The organism is Allorhizobium sp. GW101-3B10 (assembly GCF_059424725.1).
Map to the genome: position 1 here is coordinate 4,962,501 of NZ_JBWKZR010000001.1, position 26,321 is coordinate 4,988,821.

The 26,321-nt window shown below is 59.5% G+C and carries 16 protein-coding genes, 1 tRNA gene, 2 rRNA genes and 3 pseudogenes (1 of these 22 only partly in view); 13 read left to right on the forward strand and 9 right to left on the reverse strand.

Translation table 11 applies throughout. The annotated features are described in order from the left end of the window. The 4 genes from AC07Y0_RS24160 to AC07Y0_RS24175 all read left to right on the forward strand — a co-directional run. Positions 1-2,632, forward strand: a 23S ribosomal RNA gene (locus AC07Y0_RS24160) (it extends 170 nt beyond the left edge of the window). 237 nt (positions 2,633-2,869) lie between these two features. Beyond that, positions 2,870-2,984, forward strand: a 5S ribosomal RNA gene (gene rrf / locus AC07Y0_RS24165). A 194-nt stretch (positions 2,985-3,178) separates the two neighbouring features. Further along, positions 3,179-3,255 (forward strand) — tRNA-Met (locus AC07Y0_RS24170). Positions 3,256-3,489: 234 nt separating this feature from the next. Beyond that, a protein-coding gene (locus AC07Y0_RS24175; RefSeq protein ID WP_498680132.1) for an IS3 family transposase occupies positions 3,490-4,589 on the forward strand; the annotation gives its coding sequence in 2 pieces (ribosomal slippage) (positions 3,490-3,742 and positions 3,742-4,589; 1,101 coding nt in all). Positions 4,590-4,644: 55 nt separating this feature from the next. Here the strand turns inward: AC07Y0_RS24175 and AC07Y0_RS24180 are convergent. The 6 genes and pseudogenes from AC07Y0_RS24180 to otnK form a co-directional block, all read right to left on the reverse strand. Continuing rightward, a pseudogene (locus AC07Y0_RS24180) lies at positions 4,645-4,983 on the reverse strand (IS110 family transposase); the annotation flags it as partial. An 84-nt stretch (positions 4,984-5,067) separates the two neighbouring features. After that, complete coding sequence (locus AC07Y0_RS24185; RefSeq protein WP_498680133.1) at positions 5,068-6,093, reverse strand: LacI family DNA-binding transcriptional regulator; 1,026 nt, start codon at positions 6,091-6,093, stop codon at positions 5,068-5,070. Positions 6,094-6,298: 205 nt separating this feature from the next. Beyond that, positions 6,299-6,544, reverse strand: a pseudogene (locus AC07Y0_RS24190) (amino acid ABC transporter permease); the annotation flags it as partial. A 225-nt stretch (positions 6,545-6,769) separates the two neighbouring features. Next, complete coding sequence (locus tag AC07Y0_RS24195; RefSeq protein ID WP_498680134.1) at positions 6,770-7,672, reverse strand: NAD(P)-dependent oxidoreductase; 903 nt, start codon at positions 7,670-7,672, stop codon at positions 6,770-6,772. Positions 7,673-7,728: 56 nt separating this feature from the next. Beyond that, the gene (gene otnC, locus AC07Y0_RS24200; RefSeq protein WP_498680135.1) at positions 7,729-8,370 is read right to left on the reverse strand and encodes a 3-oxo-tetronate 4-phosphate decarboxylase; all 642 of its coding nucleotides are present in this window, start codon (positions 8,368-8,370) and stop codon (positions 7,729-7,731) included. Further along, positions 8,363-9,814: a 3-oxo-tetronate kinase gene (otnK, locus tag AC07Y0_RS24205; protein WP_498680136.1), complete on the reverse strand. Its 1,452-nt coding sequence runs from the start codon at positions 9,812-9,814 to the stop codon at positions 8,363-8,365. Before otnK ends, otnC begins: the two co-directional genes overlap by 8 nt. Before the next feature lie 50 nt (positions 9,815-9,864). Here otnK and ltnD point away from each other — a divergent pair, with 50 nt between their 5' ends. Both ltnD and otnI read left to right on the forward strand, forming a co-directional pair. Beyond that, entirely contained in the window at positions 9,865-10,785 is a 921-nt protein-coding gene (gene ltnD, locus AC07Y0_RS24210; RefSeq protein ID WP_498680137.1) for an L-threonate dehydrogenase, read from the forward strand. A 2-nt stretch (positions 10,786-10,787) separates the two neighbouring features. After that, the gene (otnI, locus tag AC07Y0_RS24215; protein WP_498680138.1) at positions 10,788-11,561 is read left to right on the forward strand and encodes a 2-oxo-tetronate isomerase; all 774 of its coding nucleotides are present in this window, start codon (positions 10,788-10,790) and stop codon (positions 11,559-11,561) included. Between the two features lie 43 nt (positions 11,562-11,604). On the opposite strand, the gene AC07Y0_RS24220 is transcribed toward otnI, so the two are convergent. Both AC07Y0_RS24220 and AC07Y0_RS24225 read right to left on the reverse strand, forming a co-directional pair. Continuing rightward, positions 11,605-12,666 carry an aldo/keto reductase gene (locus tag AC07Y0_RS24220; RefSeq protein ID WP_498680139.1) on the reverse strand — a complete coding sequence of 354 codons (1,062 nt, stop codon included), beginning with the start codon at positions 12,664-12,666 and terminating at the stop codon, positions 11,605-11,607. Positions 12,667-12,755: 89 nt separating this feature from the next. Beyond that, positions 12,756-13,451 carry an aspartate/glutamate racemase family protein gene (locus AC07Y0_RS24225; RefSeq protein WP_498680140.1) on the reverse strand — a complete coding sequence of 232 codons (696 nt, stop codon included), beginning with the start codon at positions 13,449-13,451 and terminating at the stop codon, positions 12,756-12,758. Between the two features lie 371 nt (positions 13,452-13,822). Between AC07Y0_RS24225 and AC07Y0_RS24230 the strand changes: the two genes are divergently transcribed. From AC07Y0_RS24230 to AC07Y0_RS24260, 7 genes and pseudogenes are all read left to right on the forward strand, one after another. After that, positions 13,823-14,833: an ABC transporter permease gene (locus AC07Y0_RS24230; protein WP_498680141.1), complete on the forward strand. Its 1,011-nt coding sequence runs from the start codon at positions 13,823-13,825 to the stop codon at positions 14,831-14,833. Between the two features lie 85 nt (positions 14,834-14,918). Further along, positions 14,919-15,860, forward strand: coding sequence for a sugar-binding protein (locus AC07Y0_RS24235; protein WP_498680142.1), 942 nt, complete (start codon positions 14,919-14,921; stop codon positions 15,858-15,860). Positions 15,861-15,952: 92 nt separating this feature from the next. Beyond that, a pseudogene (locus AC07Y0_RS24240) lies at positions 15,953-16,387 on the forward strand (ATP-binding cassette domain-containing protein); the annotation flags it as partial. A gap of 42 nt (positions 16,388-16,429) precedes the next feature. Continuing rightward, a complete protein-coding gene (locus AC07Y0_RS24245; RefSeq protein ID WP_498680331.1) occupies positions 16,430-17,437 on the forward strand; it encodes a sugar ABC transporter ATP-binding protein in 1,008 nt (335 codons plus the stop codon). 57 nt (positions 17,438-17,494) lie between these two features. Then, complete coding sequence (locus AC07Y0_RS24250) at positions 17,495-18,391, forward strand: NAD-dependent epimerase/dehydratase family protein (protein WP_498680143.1); 897 nt, start codon at positions 17,495-17,497, stop codon at positions 18,389-18,391. Positions 18,392-18,877: 486 nt separating this feature from the next. After that, a complete protein-coding gene (locus AC07Y0_RS24255) occupies positions 18,878-21,211 on the forward strand; it encodes a methyl-accepting chemotaxis protein (protein WP_498680144.1) in 2,334 nt (777 codons plus the stop codon). A gap of 231 nt (positions 21,212-21,442) precedes the next feature. Further along, positions 21,443-24,790 carry an EAL domain-containing protein gene (locus AC07Y0_RS24260; protein WP_498680145.1) on the forward strand — a complete coding sequence of 1,116 codons (3,348 nt, stop codon included), beginning with the start codon at positions 21,443-21,445 and terminating at the stop codon, positions 24,788-24,790. Positions 24,791-25,380: 590 nt separating this feature from the next. Here AC07Y0_RS24260 and AC07Y0_RS24265 read toward each other — a convergent pair. Next, positions 25,381-26,115, reverse strand: a complete 735-nt coding sequence (locus AC07Y0_RS24265) for a cyclic nucleotide-binding domain-containing protein (protein WP_498680146.1) — start codon at positions 26,113-26,115, stop codon at positions 25,381-25,383. Positions 26,116-26,321 lie beyond the last annotated feature (206 nt).

Consider the following 26,321-nt stretch of genomic DNA (forward strand, 5'->3'; position numbering starts at 1 on the left):
GCTTGGGTTTCCAAGCATTGTTAATAAGGTATCTGCACCTGAATAAAATAGGGTGTAAGAAGCGAACGCAGGGAACTGAAACATCTAAGTACCTGCAGGAAAGGACATCAACCGAGACTCCGCAAGTAGTGGCGAGCGAACGCGGACCAGGCCAGTGGCATCAAGGAATAAAGCGGAACGCTCTGGAAAGTGCGGCCATAGTGGGTGACAGCCCCGTACGCGTAGAACACTTGATGTCCTAGAGTAGGGCGGGACACGTGAAATCCTGTCTGAACATGGGGAGACCACTCTCCAAGCCTAAGTACTCGTGCATGACCGATAGCGAACAAGTACCGTGAGGGAAAGGTGAAAAGCACCCCGACAAGGGGAGTGAAATAGAACCTGAAACCGGTTGCCTACAAACAGTCGGAGGGCGCAAGCCTGACGGCGTACCTTTTGTATAATGGGTCAACGACTTAGTGTAACTAGCAAGCTTAAGCCGGTAGGTGTAGGCGCAGCGAAAGCGAGTCTGAATAGGGCGACCATAGTTAGTTGCATTAGACCCGAAACCGAGTGATCTAGCCATGAGCAGGTTGAAGGTTGGGTAACACCAACTGGAGGACCGAACCCGCATCTGTTGCAATAGATTGGGATGACTTGTGGCTAGGGGTGAAAGGCCAATCAAACTCGGAAATAGCTGGTTCTCCGCGAAAACTATTTAGGTAGTGCGTCGACCGAATACCCTCGGGGGTAGAGCACTGGATGGGCTATGGGGACTCACCGTCTTACTGATCCTAACCAAACTCCGAATACCGAGGAGTACTAGTCGGCAGACACACGGCGGGTGCTAACGTCCGTCGTGAAGAGGGCAACAACCCTGACCTCCAGCTAAGGTCCCCAAGTCATGGCTAAGTGGGAAAGGATGTGAGGATCCCAAAACAACCAGGATGTTGGCTTAGAAGCAGCCATCATTTAAAGAAAGCGTAACAGCTCACTGGTCTAAATAAGGGTCTTTGCGCCGAAAATGTAACGGGGCTAAAGCCATGCACCGAAGCTGAGGATACGTCGCAAGACGTGTGGTAGCGGAGCGTTCCGTAAGCCTGTGAAGGGGTACCTGTGAGGGGCCCTGGAGGTATCGGAAGTGCGAATGTTGACATGAGTAACGATAAAGGGAGTGAGAGACTCCCTCGCCGAAAGACCAAGGGTTCCTGCTTAAAGTTAATCTGAGCAGGGTTAGCCGGCCCCTAAGATGAGGCAGAAATGCGTAGTCGATGGGAACCACGTTAATATTCGTGGGCCTGGTGGTAGTGACGGATCGCACAAATCGTACATTCTTATTGGATTGAATGTGCGGTGGAGCGGTTCCAGGAAATAGCTCCACCCTATAGACCGTACCCGAAACCGACACAGGTGGTCAGGTAGAGTATACCAAGGCGCTTGAGAGAACTATGCTGAAGGAACTCGGCAAATTGCACGCGTAACTTCGGAAGAAGCGTGACCCTTATGTACGCAAGTATGTGAGGGTGGCACAGACCAGGGGGTAGCGACTGTTTATCAAAAACACAGGGCTCTGCGAAGTCGCAAGACGACGTATAGGGTCTGACGCCTGCCCGGTGCTGGAAGGTTAAGAGGAGAGGTGCAAGCTTTGAATCGAAGCCCCAGTAAACGGCGGCCGTAACTATAACGGTCCTAAGGTAGCGAAATTCCTTGTCGGGTAAGTTCCGACCTGCACGAATGGCGTAACGACTTCCCCGCTGTCTCCAGCATAGACTCAGTGAAATTGAATTCCCCGTGAAGATGCGGGGTTCCTGCGGTCAGACGGAAAGACCCCGTGCACCTTTACTATAGCTTTACACTGGCATTCGTGTCGGCATGTGTAGGATAGGTGGTAGGCTTTGAAGCAGGGACGCCAGTTTCTGTGGAGCCATCCTTGAAATACCACCCTTATCGTCATGGATGTCTAACCGCGGTCCGTTATCCGGATCCGGGACAGTGTATGGTGGGTAGTTTGACTGGGGCGGTCGCCTCCGAAAGAGTAACGGAGGCGCGCGATGGTGGGCTCAGACCGGTCGGAAATCGGTCGTCGAGTGCAATGGCATAAGCCCGCCTGACTGCGAGACTGACAAGTCGAGCAGAGACGAAAGTCGGTCATAGTGATCCGGTGGTCCCGCGTGGAAGGGCCATCGCTCAACGGATAAAAGGTACGCCGGGGATAACAGGCTGATGACCCCCAAGAGTCCATATCGACGGGGTTGTTTGGCACCTCGATGTCGGCTCATCGCATCCTGGGGCTGGAGCAGGTCCCAAGGGTTTGGCTGTTCGCCAATTAAAGCGGTACGTGAGCTGGGTTCAGAACGTCGTGAGACAGTTCGGTCCCTATCTGCCGTGGGTGTAGGAATATTGACAGGATCTGTCCCTAGTACGAGAGGACCGGGATGGACATATCTCTGGTGGACCTGTTGTCGTGCCAACGGCATAGCAGGGTAGCTATATATGGAATGGATAACCGCTGAAGGCATCTAAGCGGGAAACCAACCTGAAAACGAGTGTTCCCTATCAGAGCCGTGGAAGACGACCACGTTGATAGGCCGGGTGTGGAAGTGCAGTAATGCATGAAGCTTACCGGTACTAATAGCTCGATTGGCTTGATCGTTCTCATTGACCATGCTCATCAGCGCGCCTCAAGGCGCGATGATGATGCTGTTCTTCTGTCCTGACGCTGTCGTGGCTTTGCCGCTTCGCTCCGGACGGGCCGCACCATCAGGTGCGACGGCCGCTTGGCCTTGCGGAGCTTCGCTCCGACGCCCGATCAGAAGAAAAAAGACGTGTTCACAAAAGACAAACGAGGCGAAAGCCTCTACCAGCTTCTCAATGTTTTGCCCTTAGCCGACCTGGTGGTCATGGCGGGGCGGCCGCACCCGTTCCCATTCCGAACACGGCCGTGAAACGCCCCAGCGCCAATGGTACTTCGTCTCAAGACGCGGGAGAGTAGGTCGCTGCCAGGTCTGCTAAGCGCAAAACAAACATCTTCTCATCACAACCAATCGGCCCTGCCGAAACCAAAGGGCCGCATCAAGCGGCCTTTTTGCATTCATACAATAACGCGGGGTGGAGCACCCCCAGCCGACCCGCAGAAGGCAAAAGCCTTCGAGGACCGGCAAAACATAAAACCGGCCAATGACCGGCGCTCGAACAATAACGCGGGGTGGAGCAGCCCGGTAGCTCGTCAGGCTCATAACCTGAAGGCCGCAGGTTCAAATCCTGCCCCCGCAACCAGTTCAAACATAAATCAATAACCGCCTCGGTCTAACCCGGGCGGTTTTTGCCGTTTAAGCCGGCCTAAGCTGGCAGGGAAGCAGGCCAGCGCACAGGCGAAGCTCCTCGGCTTCAGCCGTGGCACTGTCAATTATCTGCCTCGTCCAGTGCCTGATGGCGATCTTGCCCTGTGACCTGAGACCCTGAACTTCCTCCAGAATTTGGTAGAGTCCGTCACATCAAGGAGACGGACGAATGAAGCGTTCACGGTTCACGGAAGAACAGATCATCGGAATATTGAAGGAGCAGGCGGCGGGCGCGAAGACAGTCGATGTCTGCCGCAGGCACGGCATCTCGGATGCAACCTTCTACAAATACAAGGCGAAGTACGGCGGCATGGACGTGTCCGATGCCCGCAAGCTGAAGGCGCTCGAGGACGAGAACGCCAAGCTGAAGAAGCTGCTCGCCGAGGCCATGCTGGACAATGCGATCCTGAAGGATGTCGCTGCAAAAAAATGGTGACGCCCGATGTGAAGCGGAATGCGGTGGCTCACGTCTGTGCGCAGCACGGGGTGAGCCAGCGTCGGGCGTGCGAGGTTCTATCGGTGGATCGTTCGAGCATGCGATATCGGAGCGTGCGGCCGGACGATGCGTCCATCCGCGAGGCGATGAAGAAGGTGGCGTCCGAGCGTCGTCGCTTCGGCTATCGCCGTATCCACGTGATGCTCGACCGGCAGGGGATGGTCATGAACCTGAAGAAGCTTCGACGTCTCTATCGCGAGGAGAAGCTGACGGTGCGCAAGCGCGGCGGCCGAAAGCGGGCCTTGGGGACGAGACGTCCTTTGGCTCTGCCGTCGCGTCCGGGCGAGCGCTGGAGCCTGGACTTCGTCAGCGATGCCTTCACCGACGGTCGTCGCTTTCGGGTGCTGGCGGTGGTCGACGACTTCACCCGTGAATGCCTGTGCCTGGTCGCCGACACATCCCTGTCGGGGGCACGGCTTGCCCGCGAACTGGATAGTCTCATCGCCAGACGGGGAAAGCCGAGGACGATTGTCTCGGACAACGGCACGGAGATGACCAGTATGGCCATCCTCAAATGGTGCCAGGAAGCAAAGGTCGAATGGCACTACATCGCCCCAGGCAAGCCGATGCAGAACGGCTTCGTCGAAAGCTTCAACGGCAGCTTCCGTGACGAGTGCCTCAACGAGACCCTGTTCTCGTCGCTCACTCAGGCCCGAGCCGCCATCAACGCATGGAAGGAGGATTACAACAGGAGCAGACCCCACTCGTCGCTGGGCAATATCACCCCCAGCGAGTTCGCAATGAAAATGGCTATGGAAAAACAGGCCGCATGAGGCCAGATTAAAAACCCAAGACTCTCCCGAAAACTGGAGGGAAAGTGGGTCTCAGGTCACTCTTCAGTTCGACAAACCGCATCGTCGGGCGAGATGCAGCCTCAGCAATGCCCTCGGCATCTCTGTCATCATTCTTCTGTGCTTTTACATATGGGCGGACATATTCCGGCGACATCAGCCGGATCTCATGACCTCTCGCGGCAAAGAGCCGGCCAAGATGGTGAGCCCCACAGCAAGCCTCCATCGCGATAACGCAGGTTGGCAGCTTCTCGACGAATTCGATCAATGTCTGTCGCCGCATCGTTCGACGGACAACCACAGCGCCGCGGTCATCCACCCCAACAACGCTGCAGCTGTTCTTCCCGATGTCGATACCCAAAATGGAAATATGCATGGCTCGGCTCCTTTCCCTTCAAGAGAAGGACATCATACTCGATGTCCTCGGAAGGGCGGGCCATCCCATAATCAACAGGTAGCGTTAGGCAGTCGCACCGGCAAAAACCTCGAACCCAGTGTCGACCACGGAGGGCTCGGGGGGGCGTTGCGGCGATTCGAAGGCCTTTTCCACCGCTGTTTGACCGATAAGGAAGCGATTCGAGCGGATGGTCGAAAGCGGTTGGGGCAGTTCTCGGCCGATATCAAGGCCGTTAAAGCCGAAAATGGCGAGCTGATCGGGAATGGTAATGCTCGCACCCATACAGTGGAAGATACCGCCGACCGCCATATCGTCGTTGGAATACACGATGACATCCAGCATCTGCTCATGAGCGCACAGGAGCGCGGTCATCTCCTTGCCGACGCCGACGGAACTCGGCGCTTCCGCTATGGCTTCCGCCGTAATTGTCAGGCCCGCATCGCGAAGGGCGTCGACAAACCCCTCATAGCGCAAGCGCGCGCGCCGGTCCGTATTCCAGTCATGGCCGGCATAGCCGAAGCGGCGATAGCCCCGCCCGACCAGATACCGCCCTGTGGCGTAGCCGGCGCGGCGATGCGACATTCCAACCGCGATGTCGATCGGCACGGCATCGATATCCATCATCTCCACGACCCGGATATCGCTCTGGATGAGCATCCGGCGCGTTGCCTCGGTGTGGTCGAAACCGGCAATCAGGATCGCGCTCGGCTGCCAGGACAAAAGCCCTCTCACGACCGCTTCCTCGCGCTCGATGTCATATTCGGTGACGCTAATTACGGGCTGGTTCTCGCTCTCCCACAGTGCTGCGTGGATACCCTGAAGCACTTCGGGAAAAACGATGTTGGACAGAGACGGAATGACGACGCCAACAAGATGGGAATCGAGCGAGGCTAGAGAACCGGCAATTCTGTTAGGTACATAACCGGTGGCGCGAACCGCCTCCATGACCCTTTTGCGCGTTTCCTCGGCGACCGGTCCCTTGTTGCGCATGATGCGCGACACTGTCGATTCACCAACGCCGGCACGTTGAGCCACCTCCTTGACAGTCACCTTGCTCTTCCTGTCCGGCAGGCGCAGCCTTGGTCCCATACCTTCTCCCATTCTTCCTGGATCCGCTCCCAATCAACAAAAAAACTGCCGGCCGTTTCAACCACAGCGTCGAGAACCAATATACTAAGTCGTCCTGTGCTGCGAAGCATATCGGTCGAATATTGATTTCAAACCTGTGGCGCCACATGCTTCGACAATCTTCGCCAGGCGGCGTTCCCGCGATTGGGCGGGATCAGCGCGATCTCGCCTGCAGGCCGCGCCGGGCGATCTCCCCGAAGACGGCAAGCGCCATGATCCCGGCGGAAAACGGGCCGAGATCGATCCCGACCATGGCGGAGCCGGAGTAGCCGGCAAGGACGAGAACGCCGAGTGCCGAACCGGCGGATATCGCCAGAAGAGAAATCGAGACGGTGACGCCGAGGCTCCTGCTGATGGCGAAAGGGGCGAGCCAAAGGCTGTCCGGAGAAGGCAGGAGGATCGTCCACGACATCACCTCGCAACTGCCAGCCGAGGCCCGGCCAAATTCTCTATTCTGATTTCTGCCCTCCGGTTCCAACATCATCTCCTGACCTCGCTGTCCTGAACCCAGCGGCCACCTAAACCGGGGCACGGGCACCCCGAATTCGGCCGGCGGAGTAATCCTGCCAGCCGAAAGGCTGTTGACGGCATCGGATCAATGGCCGGGCCCAGTCGATCTTGTATCAAAGACGCAAGTCTACTTCCGGTCGAGACCATTGAGCTTGGCAATGAAGTCGGCGAGATGCGGCACATAGTCCTCAGGCCCATCGCCGCCGACAGCGACTGCCATTGCATACGAGTTCTTGGCCGCACTGGCGAGCGGTGTCGCGACCGTCGCTGCGTTGGCCATGGATTCAAGATATTTGAGATCCTTGTAGGCGTTGGACAGCGTGAAACGGTGAGCCTCCCGGTTTCCTTCGAGGACATAACCCATGAAGGTCTGATAGAAACCACTGTCCATTCGGCCGCCACGGATCACGCTGTCGAACCGATCGACGGAAATTCCCACCTTGCGTGACAGGGCGAGCGCCTCCGCGAACAGTGCACCCATGCCAAGGGCTATGAAATTATTCAGCAATTTCATGCGATGGCCATCGGCTATACCGCCGATGTGAACGATCTTGCCGGCCCAGGTGTCGATGACGGGTCGAATTCTTGCGAAGATCGCGTCATCGGCACCGACCATTGCGTCAAGCGTGCCTTCCCAGGCTTCCTTTGGTGTGCGGCTGAGCGGGGCATCGGCAAAATGGACGCCCTGCGCCTTCAGTTCGTCCGCCAAGCGGGCGGTGACACTCGGATCGCCGGTCGAGCAGTCGACCACCACCGATCCTTGGGCGAGTTTCGGCATCATGCTGTTGACGACCGACTCGACCTCCCTCGAACTGGTGAGGCAGAGAAAGACGATCGTCGACGCTGCCGCGAGTTCCTCCAGAGACTTGGCTTCGGTCGCGCCGCGCGAGACGAGATCCTCGATCGGCTTGCGGTTCCGATGGGCGATGACGGTCAACGGATAGCCCTTCTCGACGATGTTCTTGGCTATGCCATGGCCCATAAGGCCGACGCCGACAAAGCCGACCGTTTCATTTGCCATCGTGTTCATTGTTTTCTCCTGCGGAATTGTTCGAAAATCGAGGTCGCTGACGGAGGTCAGCTGCATTATTCAAGGTTGAAGCGTCGGCGCAGATCCGCCACCTGCTCGGGTGTGAGGACGCGTTTGGCGTGGTTTTGCAGCATCAGGAAAAGCTTGGCGGTCTCTTCGAGCTCTTCGGCGGCATACTGTGCATTGGCGAGACTGGTACCGGCGACCACAGGGCCGTGATTGGCAAGCAGCATGGCGTGGTGCCGACCGGCGAGGCTGCGCACCGCTTCGGCGAGCGCCTGGTCGCCCGGCGCGAAGTAGGGCACGAGCGGCAGGCGGCCAACGCGCATGACGTAGTAGGCGGTCAGCGGCGGCAGCACGTCCTCGGGATCGATGTCAGCCATGATGCTGACGGCGGTCGAGTGGCTGGAATGGAGGTGCACGACCGCACCGGCGTCGGCGCGCTCGCCATACATGGAGAAATGCAGGAAGGCCTCCTTGGTCGGCGCGTCTCCCGATACGAAACGCCCATCGGCGTCGAACAGGGACAGTCGGGCCGGGTCGAGGGTGCCCATAGAGACGTTGGTCGGGGTCATCAACCAACCACCGTCTGGTGTGCGGGCAGAGATGTTGCCGGTCGAACCGGAGGTGAGGCCCCTTTGGAACAGGGATTGCCCGACCCGGCAGATTTCGTCACGAAGACGGTTGACGTCATGCATTCTCGGTCTCCATTTCGAGCAGGTCCCAAGCCTTCAGGAAAAAATCTCTCGCGCCGAAATTTCCGGATTTGAGCGCCAGCGCAAGATCCGGCCCCGAAATGCTGCGCGTCCAGGGCACGCCCGGGTCGATTTCCGGCCCGATCAGCAGGACCTTAACGCCGAGCGCTTCGACGATTGCGCCCGAAGTCTCTCCGCCGGCAATCAGAAAGCGGGAAAAACCGGCTTTCAGCAGGCGGAGTGCAACCTCAGCCAGCGTCCTTTCCACCAGGGCTCCGGACTCATGGCGTCCCATAAGCGATTGGATCTTGGCCAATTCGTCGGGACCGGCACTCGAATAGATCAATGCCGGCCGATCGCCCGCCGATTGGATTGCCCAGTCGGCGAGATCGGCGGCCGTCTGACGGCCCCCCGCAACGGCTGCGATGTCTAGCTGCAACACAGGCAGGCCGGCGGCCTCCGCCACTTCGATCTGGCCGCGTGTCGCCGCAGAACACGAGCCGGCAAGAATTGCCGCACGGCCGGAAGGAGCCGCCATTCGCGCCATTTTAGCGGGCGGCGTGAACCCCTTCGTCTGCCTGAAATTTTCGGGCAGTCCCATAGCAACGCCGGAACCACCGGTGACAAGCCTCATTCCGGCGCAGGCCTTGCCGATCACCCTGAGGTCGGCGTCGGTCAGCGTGTCGACGATCAGGATGCGTTTGCCGGCGGCGTATTGTTCGGCGAAGCCAGCCTTCAATGCTTCCGGACCTCGGGAAATGATATCGGCCTGAACAAGACCCACTGGCCGGCTGCATTGGCGCTGGAGCACGCGAACAAGGTCTGGATCACGCATGGGGGTCAGCGGGTGATCCTTGAGCGGGCTTTCCGACAGCAGTCTGTCGCCGACAAAGAGGTGACCCTTGTAGACCGTCCGCCCGGCGGCCGGAAAGGACGGGCAGGCAATCGTTAGCGGCGTGCCGGTCAGATCCTGCAGCGCTTCGGCGACAGGGCCGATATTGCCGGCATCCGTCGAATCGAATGTCGAGCAGTATTTGAAGATGAGTTGCTCGGCGCCCGCGGCCAGAAGGACGCGAGCGGACGCCAGCGACATTTCGACGGCTTCGGTTGCCGGTATCGTGCGCGATTTGAGCGCCACGACAACCGCGTCCGCTCCGGAAAACTCTATATCGTCGCCGGGCACGCCGATCACCTGGATCGTGCGCATGCCTTCGCGTGAAAGCATGAGGCACAGGTCCGTGGCCCCGGTGATGTCGTCGGCAACAGCGCCAATCAGCACGTCTTTCTTCCTTTTTCGGTTGCGGCTCGATACTCGCGAGCCCGCCCTCCGCAAAGCTCTCGAAGTCCTTGATCTCCAGACGAAAATAAGGGCTTGCAATGGAATTCGCGGATAGGCTAACCATGTTGTGGCAACGCTATCATTACTTTTCCGAGAAGGGAAAAGCAAGCACCTGCGGAGCGGTAAGCGTACGATGGATCGGAAGGTTGGTGGCTGACATGAGCAAGCAAACGGGTTTGAAGGTCTGCGTCGTCGGACTGGGATCGATGGGCATGGGCGTGGCGACTTCACTGCTGCGCGGCGGCTTTGAAACGATCGGCTGCGACGTCAGTGAGGACGCCATGAAGCGTTTTGTCGCCTCGGGCGGAAAAGCCATCGGAAATCCGGCGGAAGCTGCCAGAGGTACGGATGTCGTCATCACGGTCGTGGTGAACGCAGCCCAGACGGAGGCCGTCCTGTTCGGCGACGAGGGGGCTGCCACGGCGATGATGAAGGGTGGCGTCGTGCTCTCCTTCGCGACGATGGGGCCGGACATGGCCCGCAGTCTGGAAGAGCGCGTGGAAGCGCTTGGGCTCGGCTATATCGATGCCCCAATCAGCGGCGGTGCCGGCAGGGCTGCGGCCGGCGAGTTGACCATCATGGGGTCGGGCCGTCCGGAGGCCTTCGACAAGGTCCGCCCGGTGCTCGATGCGATCGCGCAAAAGGTATACGAACTGGGAGATCGCGCCGGTATCGGCGCCTCCTTCAAGATCGTCAACCAGCTCCTAGCCGGCGTTCATATCGCCGCCGCCTGCGAGGCCATCACCTTCGCGAAGGCCCTGGGCCTGGACATCGACAAGGTCTACGAAGTGATCACGGCATCGGCCGGCAATTCCTGGATGTTCGAAAACCGTGTTCCGCACATTCTCGACGGCGACTACGCGCCGCGGAGCGCGATCGACATCTTCACCAAGGATCTGGGCATCGTCTCGGATATCGGTCGAAACCTGAAATTCCCGCTCTCGATCGCCTCGACGGCGCTGCAGATGTTTATCATGACGTCCGCTGCTGGAATGGGCCGTGACGACGACGCCTCGGTCGCCCGCCTGCTGGCGCAGGTGAGCGGACTGACCTTGCCAGAAGCGCCAGGGACGCTCTGACCATGCCTCGGTTTGCTGCAAACCTGACGATGATGTTTAACGAGACCGGCTTTCTTGACCGGTTCGCGGCCGCGGCGGCTGTGGGCTTCAAGGCGGTCGAGTTCCTCTTTCCCTATGAATTCGAACCGGATGTCATCCGCCAGCGGCTGGAAACTTGCGGATTGACCCAGGCCCTGTTCAATCTTCCGCCCGGAAACTGGGCTGCCGGCGAACGGGGGCTCGCGGCGCTGGCAGGGAGGGAGGCGGAATTCCGCCAATCCGTCGAGACGGCCTTGCGCTATGCCAGTGCCACTGGCGTCGGACGGTTGCACGTGATGAGTGGCCTTGCAGACCGCTCGGACGCCAAGTCCCGCGATACCTATCGCGCTTCGCTCGCTCTTGCTTGCGACAGGGCCGGAGAGGCGGGTCTCGACGTGCTCATCGAGCCGATCAATCCGCATGACATGCCGAATTATTTTCTCAACGATTTCAATTTTGCTGCGGACCTCATCGCCGATCTTGGTCACCCCAATCTGAAGCTGCAGTTCGACATCTACCATCGGCAGATCATCCATGGCGACGTGATCCGCGGCCTGCGGGAGTTGATGCCGATTACCGGGCACGTGCAGATCGCATCGGTGCCTTCACGCCATGAACCGGGGACCGGCGAGCTCGACGATTTCCGGGTTCTGCGGGAACTGGATGCGCTCGGATATGGCGGCTATGTCGGCTGCGAATACCGTCCGGCGGGCGAAACCGTCGCCGGGCTTGGCTGGCTGAAGGCGTTTGCCGGCTGATCCGACGGGACTTGAAGGCGGGTCTGCGACCCGCCTTTCTTGCTCAGACCTTCCCCAGATCCTCATAGTTTTGATGCAGCGCCCAGTCGCCCGCGCAGAAGCGCTCCTTCGCGAAATTGTGCTGGTGCCAATAGGGGTAGATGTAGGGAAGACGGCTGACTGCGTTCAGCCGTTCCAGTTCCTGGGCCGTCAGCTTCAAATCGGCCGCGGCGATATTGTCCCTGAAATGCTGCTCGCTCAGGCCGCCGACGACGACGGATGCGATAGCCGGCCGCGACAATGTCCAAGCCAGCGCGACCTGGGCCGGCGTCACGCCACGTCCGTCGGCGATCTCGACCAGGACGTCAACGATATTCCACAGACGGTTCTCGTCGCGGATGGGAGGCTCGCTCCAGCCGGCGGCCTGGCGGGAATCCACAGGCTTCCGATCGCGGCGGAACGCGCCCGAAAGCAGGCCGGCGGCAAGCGGGCTCCAGACCATGACGCCCAGTCCCTGATCGACAGAGATCGGCAGGAGTTCGTACTCGGCCTCGCGCGCCTCGAGCGTGTAGTGGATCTGCTGTGTGGCGAAGCGCGGATAGTTCTTGATGTCCGCGACGCCCAGCACCTTCATGATGTGCCAGCCGGAATAGTTCGAGCAGCCGATATAGCGGACCTTGCCCTGGTTCACCAAGGCATCCAGTGCCGACAGCATCTCCTCCGCTGGGACCAGCCCGTCCCATTCGTGCATGAAATAGACGTCGATGTGATCGGTGCGCAGGCGCTTCAGGCTACGTTCGCATTCGCGGATCAGATGATAGCGCGACACGCCCTCGTCATTGGGGCCGTCGCCGATGCGCATCCGCGCCTTGCTGGAGATCAGTATCTTGTCGCGGCGTCCCTCGATGACCTCGCCAAGAATCTCCTCGGAGCGTCCTGCGGAATACATGTTGGCCGTGTCGAACAGGTTGATGCCGCCCTCGATACAGGTATCGACCAGCCTTTGCGCCTCCTTGACGCCTTGGCTCGCGACCATGGCGAAATCGCCCTTTCCACCGAACGAAAACGTGCCCATGCTCACCGCTGAGACTTTGAGACCCGAGCGGCCGAGTTGTCGATATTCCATGGCTTTCTCCTTGAATTGAGGCTGTTCGGGACGGGATCCCGGCAGGGTTGATACTGTGTTCGGGATGACGGCAAAGGCCGGTCACCTCATTAACGCGGATTTCCGCCAAAAAGCAGGTTCCTGACATGGCGCAGGCCGAGCTCCGGGCTCGTCAGAACGGGTATGCCGTCCGGTTCGGGACCAAGGGGCACAAGCGCGTTTGCCATCGAGGCTTGGGCGAGGACGACCAGGTCGACCTGGGGTGCCAGGCGTCGGAACCCCTCGATCACCATCGCATCGTGACCCTCGCGGTCGCCGCCTGAGAGACGCTGGAAAGCCCCCTCGCATAGCATTTCCGTGACCTGGCAGCCCGTTCGGCCGGTTTCGGCCGCACAGCGTCTAATGATTGCCCCGGTAGGGCCGAGCGTCGTCGACAATGTCGCCAGAACGCCGATCCGCGAGGCGCGCGACACCGCTTGCAGCGCCATGCCCTCGTCGATGCGGAAGAGCGGTACCGGGCAGAGCGGCCGTGCCGCGTCAACGGCAGGACCGAGGGAGGAACAGGTGACGACAACGGCTTCCGCCCCACCGTCGACCGCCGACCATACATATTGCGTCAGGCGCCGCATCGTCGTCTTCGACAGGCTTCCCTCGCGGATGGTGTTTCTCAGCAGGCTCTCGTCGAGAATGTTGAAGGGCTCGCAGCTGGGCAGCTCGCGCCTGGCAAGCGCATCCAGGGTCGGAACCAGACCGGCGACCGTGTGGATCATGGCAATGGACATGGTTTCGGCTGTCGAGGCGGTCATGCGTTCGGTCTCCAAGCCTGATCTTCTCTCCGGCGATTGCGGGAAACAGGGGTTTTCGTGTGGTAGCGCTGCCATACTATGTTTGCTATACAGACGAAAGCAATATCCATTCTACGCGATCTTGAGCGCCGTTAATTCGGATTGCTCTGCAATTGCGGGAATCTGCACCCGAACTGCGGCAATCTGCATGAGATAAAAAGCCTGTTGACAAAACAGGCCACTTGAAACAGAGAATGACAGCGCTGCCACTCGCTGGCCGCCTTAGCCTCTTTTCCTTGCCGGGAGGGGTGTCGGAGGTGGCCCTGCGGCGTTGAGGAGCGCCTCGAATCGAGGTGGCGGCGCATCGGAACAACATTTGGGAGGAATGAGACATGCTCGCGACCGATCAGGACCACAATGCACCCGGATCGCTGCATTCCCGTCTGCTGGCAGAAGCCGGCAGATTGTTCCAGGTGCGCGAATTCAACGTCCTGATCGCCCTGGTCGTGGTCGGCGCACTGATCAGTCTCTATACGCCCTACTTCTTGACGACGAACAATCTCATGGGCGTGTTCCGGGCGTTTTCGCTGACCGCGATCATGAGCATCGGCATGGTCATGGTCATCATCACAGGCGGGATCGATCTGTCGGTCGGCTCCGCGATGGGCCTTGCCTCGCTGGTGACCGCCCTTTGCTTCAGCATGGGCTATCCCACTGGGGTCTGCATCGCGGCGGGCCTCGGCGTCGGTCTTGTTTTCGGGCTATGTAATGGTCTGCTCATCACCTTCATCGGCCTGCCGCCGTTTATCGCCACGCTCGGAACGCTGAGCATCGGGCGTGGCCTGATGTACATGATCACCCGCGGCGTGCCGGTCACGCCGGAAACGCCGGAAGCCTTCGCGATCCTTGGCCAGGGCTACCTCGGGCCCGTGCCGGTGCCAGTCATCATCATGGTCGTGCTGATGCTGATCTTCGCGGTGATCATGCGCCGTACCCGCTTTGGCCGGCATGTCTACGCTACCGGCGGCAACGAGCACGCCGCGCGCCTGAGCGGCGTCAAGGTCGATCGCGTCAAGCTGTCTGTCTATGTCCTGTCTTCCACCATCGCTGCATTGGCCGGGGTGATCGGGTTTTCCCGCTACCTTTCGGCCGAGCCGGCTTCGGGTTTCGGGTCGGAACTCGATGTCATCGCCGCGGCCGCGATCGGCGGAGCAAGCCTTGCCGGCGGTGCGGGGAGCGTAACTGGCGCGGTCATTGGTGCGGCGCTTGTCGGCGTGATCGCCAACGGTGTTGTGCTTCTCAACATCAATACCTACGCGCAACAGGCCATCACTGGCGGAGTGATCTTGATCGCCGTCAGCCTGGACGTGCTGCGGAGCAGAATCATGGGAGGAAAGAACTGAAACGAGAAGAATGAGCATGGCGTAACGTCTAATCTAATCACGAAGAATCCAGGCTCGAGGAGAGCTTGCTGAGGAGGAGGATTTCATGCGTGTAATTTTCAATTCCGCTCGCGCGGCGATCTTGACGATGTCGCTTCTGGCAACCGGCGCCGCTTTCGCCAAGGACAAGGCCGACATCACCGTCGCCGTCGTTCCGAAAGTTGCCGTTCCGTTCTTTGACGACTGCAACACCGGTGCGCAGGAAGCTGCCGACAAGCTCGGCGTCAAGTATCAGTGGGTTGTTCCGCAGAACACCCAGGGCTCGACCCAGGTCAAGATCATCGAGGATCTGATCGCTCGTCACGTAGACGGCATCGCAATTTCGGTGAACGAGCCGAAGTCCGTCGAAGGCATCATCAAGCAGGCTGTCGATGCCGGCATTTCCGTTCTGACTTTCGACAGCGACAGCGCAAACAGCGGCCGTAGCATGTATATCGGCACGATCAACCAAGCCGCTGGCGAAACCATGGGCAAGGCGATGGCAGAGGCCATCGGAGGCGAGGGCAAGGTTGCCATCGTGACCGGTCAGCTGGGTGCATCGAACCTGAACGAACGCATCGCCGGCGTGAAGAAGGCACTGGAAGCGTATCCGAAGATCACGATCGCCGCTACCGAAGGCACCGAAGACGACCTTGCCCGCGGTGTCTCGGTGACCGAAGCGTTGCTTCGCGCCAATCCGGATCTCAAGGGCATCTTCGGCATCAGCCAGGTCGGCGGTCCCGCAGTCGCCAAGGTGCTTGCCGAAAAGGAATTCGCTGACCGCAAGGGCGTGCTGAAGGTGTTCGCCTTCGATGACCTGCCGGATACGATCAAGGGCGTCAAGGACGGCTTCATCGACGGCATCATGGTCCAGCGTCCGGTGACGATGGGACGTCTGGCCGTCGAGCATCTGGTGGCCCAGATCACCGGCGAAGAGAAGAGCCCGGCCGATGTCGATACGGGCGTCACAGTCGTAACTGCCGAGAATCTCGGAAGCTACACGAAGTAAGACCTGCAATAGGCGGGTGCGGGAGCCACTGTGCTTCCGCACCCCTCTCGACTGGGCCAGGATGCGAGCGGACGATGACCCCTTTTCTTGAAATGCACAATATTTCAAAAACCTTCCCAGGCGTGAAGGCGTTGAACGGGGTTGATCTCACCCTCTATCGGGGCCAGGTCCATGCCGTCGCCGGCGAGAACGGAGCGGGAAAAAGCACGCTGATGAAGATCATGACCGGCGTGCTGCGTTGCGATCCTGGCGGCAGGATCGAGGTCGAAGACCAGGAAGTCGTGATCTCCGATCCTGTGCATGCCAGATCCCTGGGAATAACCATCATCTACCAGGAGCTCGCGGTGGTCGACAATCTCTCGATCGCGGAGAACATCTTCCTTGCCCGGGAACCATTGAACATGGCCGGTCTGATCGACCGGCGAAAGATGAATGCGGCAGCAGCAGCCGTTCTCGCCGAGCTCGACATGAAGCTCAATCCGGCAATGCTGGTCGGCGATCTGAGCATCGGGCAGAAACAGATGGTCGAGATCGCGCGGGCGATCTCCTATCAGTCGAAGCTCATTATCATGGACGAACCGACCGCATCGCTCAGCCATCACGAGGCCACGGTCCTCATGCGCATGGTCAAGAAGCTCGCCGCGCAGGGTATCGGCATCGTCTACATTTCGCACCGCCTGGAAGAAATCTTTGAGATTGCCGATACGGTGACCGTGATGCGGGACGGCGAAACCGTGGATTCGCGTCCCATTGCGGAGATGACCCGTGATCTGCTGGTGCGCAAAATGGTCGATCGCGAGCTGTCGCAATTCTTCGGCGAACATGTTTCCCATGCGACCGATGAAGTCCTTCTGTCGGTGCGCAATCTGAGCATGTACCGGCCGACCCATCATTCGGCTCGCGTCAGTGACGTCAGTTTCAATCTGCATAAAGGGGAAATTCTCGGCTTCTTCGGCCTTATCGGTGCCGGCCGCACGGAGATCATGGAGATGATTTTCGGCAGCCGAGCCTATGTCGGCGAGATCCGCATCGACGGAAAGACGGTCAAGATCACCGACCCTTCAGTCGCCATCCGCGAGGGATTGGGCTTCGTCACGGAGGACCGCAAGGCGCAAGGTCTGGTACTGGGCATGTCGGTCCGTGAAAACTTCAGCCTCACCCACCTTGCGGATTATTGCCGCCTGGATTTCGTCGATCGCGGCCGCGAAACGAAGCGGTGCCGGGAATTCATCCAGTCGCTCGGGATTAAGACGCCCAGCCCGGAGCAGAAGGTTGTCAATCTTTCGGGCGGCAATCAGCAGAAGGTGATCATCGCCAAGTGGGTTGCCCGCAGGCCGCGCATCCTGATCGTCGACGAACCGACCCGTGGCATTGACGTCGGTGCGAAAGCCGAAGTCCACGCGCTGCTCAACAAGCTGGCTGAGGAAGGCATGTCGATCATTGTGGTGTCGTCGGACCTGCCGGAAATCCTCGCGATCAGCGACCGGGTCATTGTCCTCAAGGAGGGGCGGATCAGCGGTGGTTTCACCCATCAGGAAGCCAATCAGGAAAACGTGATGTTGGCGGCGACGGGCTGAACCCGGTCAGGCAGCGCAACATCCGCAACAGCAATATCAGCAGTAATGGAGCATGAGATGAGCAAACGCATAATGTTTACCGGTGGCAGCGGCAAAGCTGGAAAGCATGTCGTTCAATACCTCGTCGACCAGGGTCATCAGGTCCTGAATATCGACACCAAGCCGCTCGATAATCCCAAGGTCCGCACGCTGATCACCGACATCACGGACAGCGGGCAGGTCTTCAACGCATTTTCGAGCTATATGGGTCTGCATGAATTCGACCCCTCGCTGAGGGCCCAGCCTGTGGACGCTGTCGTCCATTTCGCGGCGATCCCGCGGATTATGATCACACCGGACAACGAGGTATTCCGCATCAACACGATGGGGACCTACAACGTCATCGAGGCTGCGGTGAAGCTCGGGATCAAGAAGGTGATCATCGCCTCCTCGGAGACGACCTACGGTCTGGTCTTCGCCAACGAGCCCCGCGATCCGGTGCATTTCCCGCTGGAAGAGGACTATCCCGTCGATCCGATGGACAGCTATGCCCTGTCGAAGATCTGCAACGAGAAGACCGGACAGGCTTTCGCCTTGCGGTCCGGGGCGGACATCTACGCTATTCGCATCGGCAATGTGATCGAGCCGCACGAATACGAACTCTTCCCGAAATGGTTCGCCGATCCCGGTTTCCGCAAGCGGATCGCCTGGAGCTACATCGACGCGCGCGATCTTGGACAGATCATCGATCTTGCTGTCCACAAGGACGGGCTGGGTTTCGAGATATTCAACGCCGCCAACGACGAGACATCCTCCGACCTGCCGACGCAGGAGTTGATCGACCGTTTCTATCCGGGCGTCGAGATCACGCGTCCTATCGGCGAGTATGAGAGCCTGCTTTCGAATCGCAAGGTGCGCGAGATCCTCGGCTTCCGTGAGAAGCACTCGTGGCGAAAATATGTTGGGCAGAACTGATGCGCATTTCGCGTTCATGCGCTGGCCGTCTGTAGAGTGCTACAAAAAGCGGGCATATGCATAATAATTACGCATATCGGATATTCACGTTAAGCGATGCTTAACCCTATGTTTGTAGGGTTTTTCTACGAATTAGTTCGGTTTCCCACCGAGTGCAGCGGTGGCATTTAATCATCAAGTAGCGTCTTGCGGCATAGCATCGCCATGCCGCATACGGGGAGGCGCACGTGGAAAAACTGCCCAAGCATTTCCGTTCTTGTGAACGCCAGAACATGGCGGTGTCGCAAACTGCGACCCGCAGATATTCGCCGCTGAACCGATTTGCGGCAGCTCCGCCATCGTCTCAACCGGTGCCCCGCCGGCGGCCATGGCCGTGTACTTCCCCCGCTAGCCTTTGAACCGCAACGCGGGGCGGCCCCCCCTCGATTACTAAACCCACAGATATGATTCTTCGTCCACAGATCCTGGATACTGGGAGGTATTCCTATGTCTATTATTACAACCACGCGCCAAACATCGGGCGCTATTCTTCGGGCCGACGGCCCCCGCAAAGCTCGAAAATCCTCGCGCGGCATTCGCAGCACGCTCCTTCTCATCGTTGCCGCATTCATGCTCGGCCTGCTCGGATTTTCCCTTGTCAGCATGAGCACGGCGCTGAACAGCATGCGCACGGCCCAGACGATGCGTGCCAATAATAGTGTGGGAAGCCTCTTCCTCGAGAGTGCAGGAGCGCTCGCGGCGGAGCGGGGCTTGACCAACGCGGCCTTGGCCGCGCCACTCAAGGCGGACCCTCAAGTGCTGGCGGAGATCCAAAAACTACGCGAGCGCAGCCAAGGCGCACTCAACGCAGCATTGGACGAAGTCCGCTCGGCCTCCGATTTCCCTGCAAAGGAAGCCCTGATTTCCAAGGTGACGGGGGATTACCAAGGCCTGCAGTCGCTGCGCCTAGCAGTCGATGCACAGCTTGCATCGGAATCATCGGCGCGAGATGCGTCCGTTTCGGCCAAATGGGTGCCGACGGTCACGACATTGATCATGAGCTCGCAGGAATTGCGCACCGCAGCTCAGGTCGTGCCGTCATCAGCGCTGGCACGAACACAGATCATGTTGGACCTGAGGCAGGCCATGTGGGTGATCAGCGAATACGCAGGACGCGAGCGGGCGATGATTGGCGGCATGATTGCACGCGACGCCAAGTTTGATTCCGGGACGCTTTCGACTCTATCCGAATACCACGGCCGGGTGGAACAGGCATGGGCGCAGATCAAGGCCTATGAAAAGCGCGAATTTGCCAATCCGTTGGTTCTTACGGCAATCCGTGGAGCAGAGGCTAGCTATTTCGGCAGTTTTGAAGAGGTCCGGGAACGCGTGTATGCTGCCGGTACCGGTCATGAGATCTATCCCCTCAGCGCGGATCAATGGATTGCCGCGGCCACGAAGGGCATCGACAGTCTTTTGCTTCTCTCCGCGACGATCGGCGAAGCCACAGCGAACTACACGCATCTGATCGAGAATGACGGTCGAGACAGCGTCATGATTAGTGCCGCCGTTCTTGTAGTGACGCTTGTTCTGGGCGGTTTCGCATTCTGGGTTGTTGCTTACCGCGTGGCAAACCCGATCCAGTCCCTGACCGCGACGATGTCCCGCCTGGCCGACGGTGATCTGGAGGCGTCCATTCCCTCGGTGGAGCGTGGAGACGAGGTCGGGCAGATGGCCCGCGCAGTTGAGGTATTCCGCGAGGCCGCGATTAACAATCGTCGTCTGGAGGCCGAGGCCCTGGACAGTCGCGAACTGAGCGAACAGGAGCGACGTGAACGGGAGGCACAAAGGGCAGCCGAAGCGCAGAAGCTGAAGGAGGCAACTGATGCGCTTGCTACGGCTCTCGGCGAGTTGGCGAAAGGTGATGTCGGCTATCGTATCGATACGCCGTTCGCCGATGGTCTCGACAAACTTCGCCTCGACTTCAATGAGTCCGCGGCCAAACTGGAAGACGCGTTGCGATCAGTCGGTGACAATGCCTCGGCCATCTACGCCGGTTCCGAACAGATCCGCGCTGCGGCGGACGATCTGGCCAGACGCACGGAAATGCAGGCCGCCTCGGTCGAGGAAACAGCGGCCGCTATCGAACAGATCACGACCGCTGTCCGCGACACCAGCCGCAGGGCAGGAGAGGCCGGCACGCTCGTGTCTCGCACCCGTGAGCAGGCGGAGCGCTCTGGCGTCATAGTCGAACAAGCTGTGGCCGCTATGGGTGCCATCGAGGCTTCATCGCACGCGATCACCAACATCATCGCGGTCATCGACAATATTGCCTTCCAGACAAACCTTCTGGCCCTGAACGCCGGGGTCGAAGCGGCTCGCGCCGGCGATGCGGGCAAGGGATTTGCAGTGGTTGCGCAGGAGGTGCGGGAACTGGCCCAGCGCTCTGCAAATGCCGCACAGGAAATCAAGGCCCTGATCACGAGCTCTGCCGGGCAGGTGCAGTCGGGGGTCTCGCTTGTCGGCGAGACCGGCAACGCCCTGCGGTTGATCGTGAGCGAGGTGCAGGAGGTGAACCGACATGTGGTGGCCATCGTCGAGGCGGCTCGTGAACAGTCTGTCGGCCTAGGCGAGATCAACGAGGCAGTTAACCAAATGGACCAGAGCGCCCAGCAGAACGCGGCTATGGTCGAGCAGTCGTCCGCCGCCAGTCACAGCCTCGCCCTGGAAGCAGGAGCCCTCAACAGCCTGCTAGCCCGGTTCCACTTCGGACAAGGGTCCACAGTGACACGGCCTGCCGCAGCGCATGTGCCCAACGCAAGATCGGCAGTGGCCGCCTGACGGCTCGTTTGGCGGGAGTACCGAGGACAAGAATCGTTTGGGGGCGGCCATCACGTTGCCGCTCCCATCCGACTATTGCCTCATCGCTCATCAAAAAAGATGAACTGATGTGGATGCCTCCTTCGTCTGGCGGCGGCATGATGCCTGCATTCCTCCGTGGCGGTGCTCACGTGAGCGCTAGCATCACATCAAGTCTGCAGCACGAATCTCTGCCCGTTGAAGGAAAGTACAGTGAACGTCCAAAGTGCTTCTACGATTCATGGGACATCCGGCGTCTTGCCGGCGCAGGAACGCCGTATATCGCTGACCATCCGTGTCCTGCTCCTCTCGATCGTGGCGATTTTTGTGGTCAGCTTGCTCTTCGCTGCTTCCGCCAATCTGCTCTCGGCATGGGGCACCATGCGCAGCGCGCACATCATGCATCGCAATGCCGAAGTTGGTGGTCTCTTTCTGACCGGCGCCAAGTTGCTCGCTATTGAGCGCGACATTACTAACACCGCACTCGCGGCCCCCGCCGCCGCCGATTCGGAAAAGGTTGCGCGGATTGCCGAACTGCGCCAGCGCGGCGACGCGGCACTCGTTTTGGCACTGGAAAGGGTGCGCGACGTAACTGATTTCACCGGCAAAGATGCCCTGATCGCCACTGTGCACCAGAACCGAGACGCTCTCATTTCTCTCCGGCGCGACGTCGACTGGCAGCTTTCGCTTTCCGGCTCGGCGCGGGATGGTGCTCTTGTGGACCGGTGGGTGCCGACTGTCACGGCGCTCATCATGTCGCTGCAAAACCTGCACGTCACCGCCCAGGAAGTGCCACCGACAGCACTCGTCCACACCCAGATCATGCTTGATCTGCGCCAGATGCTGTGGGTCGTTAGCGAATATGCCGGCCGCGAACGGGCGATGCTCGGAAGCATGATCGTCCGCCAGGATCGCATCGACGACGAAACCCTCGCCACGCTCACCGAATATCGCGGCCGGCTCGAACAGTCGTGGGTGTCGGTTGAGGTCTATGCCGGCCGCGCCTTCGCCAATTCAGCGGTGCTTCGCGCCATTGAGGTGGCGAAGGCAGAGTTTTTCGGCAACTTCAGCACACTGCGAGAGAATGTCTACAAGGCCAGCGCCGAGGGGCGCCCCTATCCCCTTGATGGCGATGAGTGGATGGCGGCGGCAACCCAGGCCATAGACAGTCTCCTTGCCCTTTCCGACGCGACGGGTTTGGCGACCAGCAACGATGCCAGCCAGGCCGCGGCGAGCGGCTTCACGAATCTGGTGGCGAGCTCTGTCCTGCTGGTTGTCGCCGCGGCGCTTGGTGCTTTGGCCTTCTTCATCGTCGTCACAAAGATAACTCGCCCGATCCATGCAATGACTGGGTTGCTGGAAGCCTACAAGACCGCGCTCGACCAGCATGCGATCGTGGCAATCACCGACCGCCGGGGTCGGATCACTCACGTCAACGAACCCTTCTGTCGCATCAGCCGCTACGGGCGGGATGAGCTAATTGGCCGCTACCACAACATCGTCAATTCTGGCCATCATCCGCCGGAGTTCTTCACGGCCATGTGGCGCGTTATCGCCGACGGCAGGATCTGGCGCGGCGAGATCTGCAATCGCGCCAAGGATGGTACGCTGTACTGGGTCGATACAACCATCGTCCCCTATTTTAACGAAGCTGGTCGCATGGACGGCTATGTCTCCATCCGCTACGACATCACCAAACGCAAGCTGGCCGAAGCGCACCTGAGCGCGGAGAACGCACGCCGCGAACACGTAGAGACTCTGCTCCGCGACATCATCGAAACCATTCCAGACGGCGTCGCTGCCTTCGACCGAGAGGAGCGTCTGATCCTCAGCAACAGGGCCTATCGAGAACTCCACGACACGATCGCGCAGGATATTGTTCCGGGCGCTCGGTTCGAGGACCTGATGAGACTAGCCTTGGAGCGTGGGCAGTTCGTGCTTTCGAACGATATGGAGGAGGGCATCGCCAGCTATCTTGCCGCCCGCCTCGCCAAATTCCGTCGGCCCGCCGGCCCGTTAGTCCAGCACCTGCGCGACGACCGCTGGCTGCAGGTGCGTGAGCGGCGTTCGGAGTCCGGCAACACGGTGGGAGTGCGCACCGACATCACCGAGCTGAAGCGGGCGGAACTCACCATCAAGGAACAGGCAGAGCGCGATTCGCTTACTGGTCTCTACAATCGCTCGGTGCTTACGGATAGCCTGCAGCGCGCCTGCGCCCGCGCCCGCCGCGGTGGTTACATGGGCGCGCTGGTGGTTGCCGACCTGGACAAGTTCAAGTCGATAAACGATACGCTCGGCCACGACGCCGGAGATGCCCTACTCAGGGCGGTGGCCGCCCGGTTCAGCATGGCGCTGCGCGTAGGCGACATAATCATCCGCCTCGGCGGAGATGAATTCGCCATCATCCTGCCGAGGATCGCCAGTCACGCGGCGCTCGAGCGGCTTATGAGCCGGGTGCGCAAGACCGTTTCGGGGGCCGTATCCATCGGATCGCACAGCATTATTCCCAATTGCAGTTTTGGTGTCAGCCTGTTTCCCGATCAGGCCAATACGCCCAATGAACTGATGAAGAACGCCGACATCGCCCTCTATGAGGCGAAGGGCACCAACCGTGGCGGCTGGCGCATCTTCGACAAGACCATACGCTCGACCCTGGAGCGGCGCGAAAGGCTGGCCGTCGCGCTGCGGAGCGATCTTTCGGCCGGGCGGCTGGCCATTGCGCTTCAGCCGCAAGTCTCGCTCGCCGACGGCAGGCATGTCGGCTTCGAGGCCCTTGCGCGCTGGAATCTCAACGGCCGGCCGGTTTCGCCTGGGGAGTTCATCCCCGTATCGGAAGAGACTGGTTCGATCGTGCCGCTCGGTACCTTCATGCTGGAAACGGCACTCTCCTCGGTCCAGGCCATGGAGAAGGCGGGCTTCGCCTTTGGCACAATCGGCGTAAACGTGGCGGCCGCACAGCTGAAGCAGGTCGGCTTTGTGCCGCTGGTCGCTGCGATGCTAAAGCGGTTTCGGGTCGCGCCATCCAGCCTTGAACTGGAGATCACCGAGAATGTTCTGCTCGATGGAGCCGTGGATACGATCGCCCCGACACTCAACCAACTTGTCCAGCTCGGCGTCAGGATTGCGCTCGATGATTTCGGCACCGGTTATGCTTCACTCATCCATCTCAAGCGCTTTCCGGTGCATCGGCTGAAGATCGATCGATCCTTCGTCGGTGATATCGAAACCAGTCAGGACAGTGCCGCAATCTCGCGCGCGATCATTGGACTCGCACACAGCCTCGATCTGCAAGTGGTGGCCGAAGGTGTGGAGAACGAGCGCCAACTCTCCTACCTGCACGCCCACGGATGTGACTACGCTCAGGGCTATCTGTTCGGACGGCCGTTGGAGGGAAGTGAACTCGACGACTATGTCGCGATCCGCGCTAGCTCTGCCGGTCCGGTCCAGTCCAGTGCAAATCTCGCGAGACCCTTTGCCCCTGTCGACCGAGGGCCGCGCGATAAGCCCGGTATGGATATGCGAGTCGACAGAAGTAGCTGCGTCAATGACTGTTTAGCTTGAAACCCGCTTGGGCGCAGTTCGAGCGGGAAGCGCAGTCTCCCTGTCGTGCGCCTTGAAGTCGCCTGGAAGCGGAAGCACGGAGTAGTTCGGGGCTTTCCACCGATTGCATCGGGCGCCACCAGATGAGCAACCACTGTTTTTCTATCTGGACGGTCGTCGGCTGGAAGACCAGGAAGGGGAAAGACGTGAGCACGATTTGGCAAGGCGGACGAAGGCTGAGGGCCGTTGACGATCTTTTCGAGAGGTACGGCACTGTTCGGCGGCGAGACTGCACGAGTGCCCGTCCGCAGTTCCGTTCCTTTCTGTTGCGGGCATTTTTCTATGTCCTGGTCGGCTTTAGGCTTCTGCACAGCCGCCGCTTGACGGTCTGGCTGCCCATTGCGATCGCTGCGGCGACTGGTCTGATACTGGCTGCCTTCGGCGTGCATGTTGCAGGCGGCGGCCTCTATAAGATGCACCCTCTCAGGGCGAGACTGCTGCGGGCAGCCGTCTGGGCGTGCATCGCGGCTGTCTTGTGGCGGGCCGCGGCCGGTATCCGAAACTAACCCTTGCCGTCACCGGACCCGGTGGCGTGGCGGCAACCCACTGGTTCAGCCGTCCACAAGGCTTCTCGATGTCCCAGGAAAATGTGGCTCACCGTCATCGATCAAGGGCGAGGGCCTGGCATAGTCGGTGAGCTTGCCGGTATCGGCAATGTCGACCTGCAGCCCCTTGATATTCACACCGTAAGCCGACAACGCCGAAAATCCGCGCGACAGGTTTTCCGCGGTCATGCCGAGATAGGCGGCCAGCACCCGCTTTTCGAAGGGGATGGTCAGGCATCCTTCTCCACCCTGGCCACGCTCTTCCCTGAGCAGCCAGTTGGCCAGCCTTTCCGTGCCGCTGCGCAGCTTCTGGTTCTTCAATTCCTTCACCGTTCGCCGATAGGCGCTTGCTAGCTCGAACACCACAGCCTTCATGAAATCGTGATCCTCTCCCAGCAGGTCCCGAATGAGAGTGGCTGGAATCATCAGTATCCGCGCGGGTGTCAGCGTCTTGGCGGACTGAAGGCAAATGTCGTTGTTTAGTACCGCCGCAAGTATGAACAGATTTACAGGTCCCAGGATTTCAATTACCGTCTCGTCACCAGCTGCAGACGACGACATTTGCACAAGTCCGTCGAGGACGATGTAGAGGAAATCTGCTGGCCTATTCTCCTCGAGGAGCATCGTCCCTGCAGGGAATGATTGCAGGAAGCTGGGGGCTATTGCCCGTTGGAGAGTGTTTTCCTTCACCCCCCTGAAGACGTTCAGACATTTCAGTTTTTCGATATCTTCTGCTCGCATCGATGGGTCCTGCTTCGTTGCGGCGAATATCAATCCATGCAGCGAAAAATGTCAAACGAAGAAACGAAATACGTATTACCAAAATACAAATACATCAACTTAAGTAACGAAAAGTGTCAATAAAGTAAAAATAGAACAAAAATACGTAACCGTTGACCCAGATCAATAAAAAAATCCTGCGATTGGCCTCTTATTGCTTGCGAAAC

Bases quoted from the DNA above. Each gene is read 5' to 3' on its own strand.
- AC07Y0_RS24245 (WP_498680331.1), top strand. From the start codon at position 16,430: ATGGACGAACCGACCGCATCGCTCAGCCATCACGAGGCCACGGTCCTC.
- AC07Y0_RS24225 (WP_498680140.1), bottom strand. From the start codon at position 13,451: ATGACCGCCTCGACAGCCGAAACCATGTCCATTGCCATGATCCACACG.
- ltnD (WP_498680137.1), top strand. From the start codon at position 9,865: ATGAGCAAGCAAACGGGTTTGAAGGTCTGCGTCGTCGGACTGGGATCG.
- AC07Y0_RS24250 (WP_498680143.1), top strand. From the start codon at position 17,495: ATGAGCAAACGCATAATGTTTACCGGTGGCAGCGGCAAAGCTGGAAAG.
- AC07Y0_RS24230 (WP_498680141.1), top strand. From the start codon at position 13,823: ATGCTCGCGACCGATCAGGACCACAATGCACCCGGATCGCTGCATTCC.
- AC07Y0_RS24195 (WP_498680134.1), bottom strand. From the start codon at position 7,672: ATGAACACGATGGCAAATGAAACGGTCGGCTTTGTCGGCGTCGGCCTT.
- AC07Y0_RS24185 (WP_498680133.1), bottom strand. From the start codon at position 6,093: ATGGGACCAAGGCTGCGCCTGCCGGACAGGAAGAGCAAGGTGACTGTC.
- AC07Y0_RS24265 (WP_498680146.1), bottom strand. From the start codon at position 26,115: ATGCGAGCAGAAGATATCGAAAAACTGAAATGTCTGAACGTCTTCAGG.
- otnC (WP_498680135.1), bottom strand. From the start codon at position 8,370: ATGCATGACGTCAACCGTCTTCGTGACGAAATCTGCCGGGTCGGGCAA.
- AC07Y0_RS24220 (WP_498680139.1), bottom strand. From the start codon at position 12,666: ATGGAATATCGACAACTCGGCCGCTCGGGTCTCAAAGTCTCAGCGGTG.
- otnI (WP_498680138.1), top strand. From the start codon at position 10,788: ATGCCTCGGTTTGCTGCAAACCTGACGATGATGTTTAACGAGACCGGC.
- AC07Y0_RS24235 (WP_498680142.1), top strand. From the start codon at position 14,919: ATGCGTGTAATTTTCAATTCCGCTCGCGCGGCGATCTTGACGATGTCG.
- AC07Y0_RS24255 (WP_498680144.1), top strand. From the start codon at position 18,878: ATGTCTATTATTACAACCACGCGCCAAACATCGGGCGCTATTCTTCGG.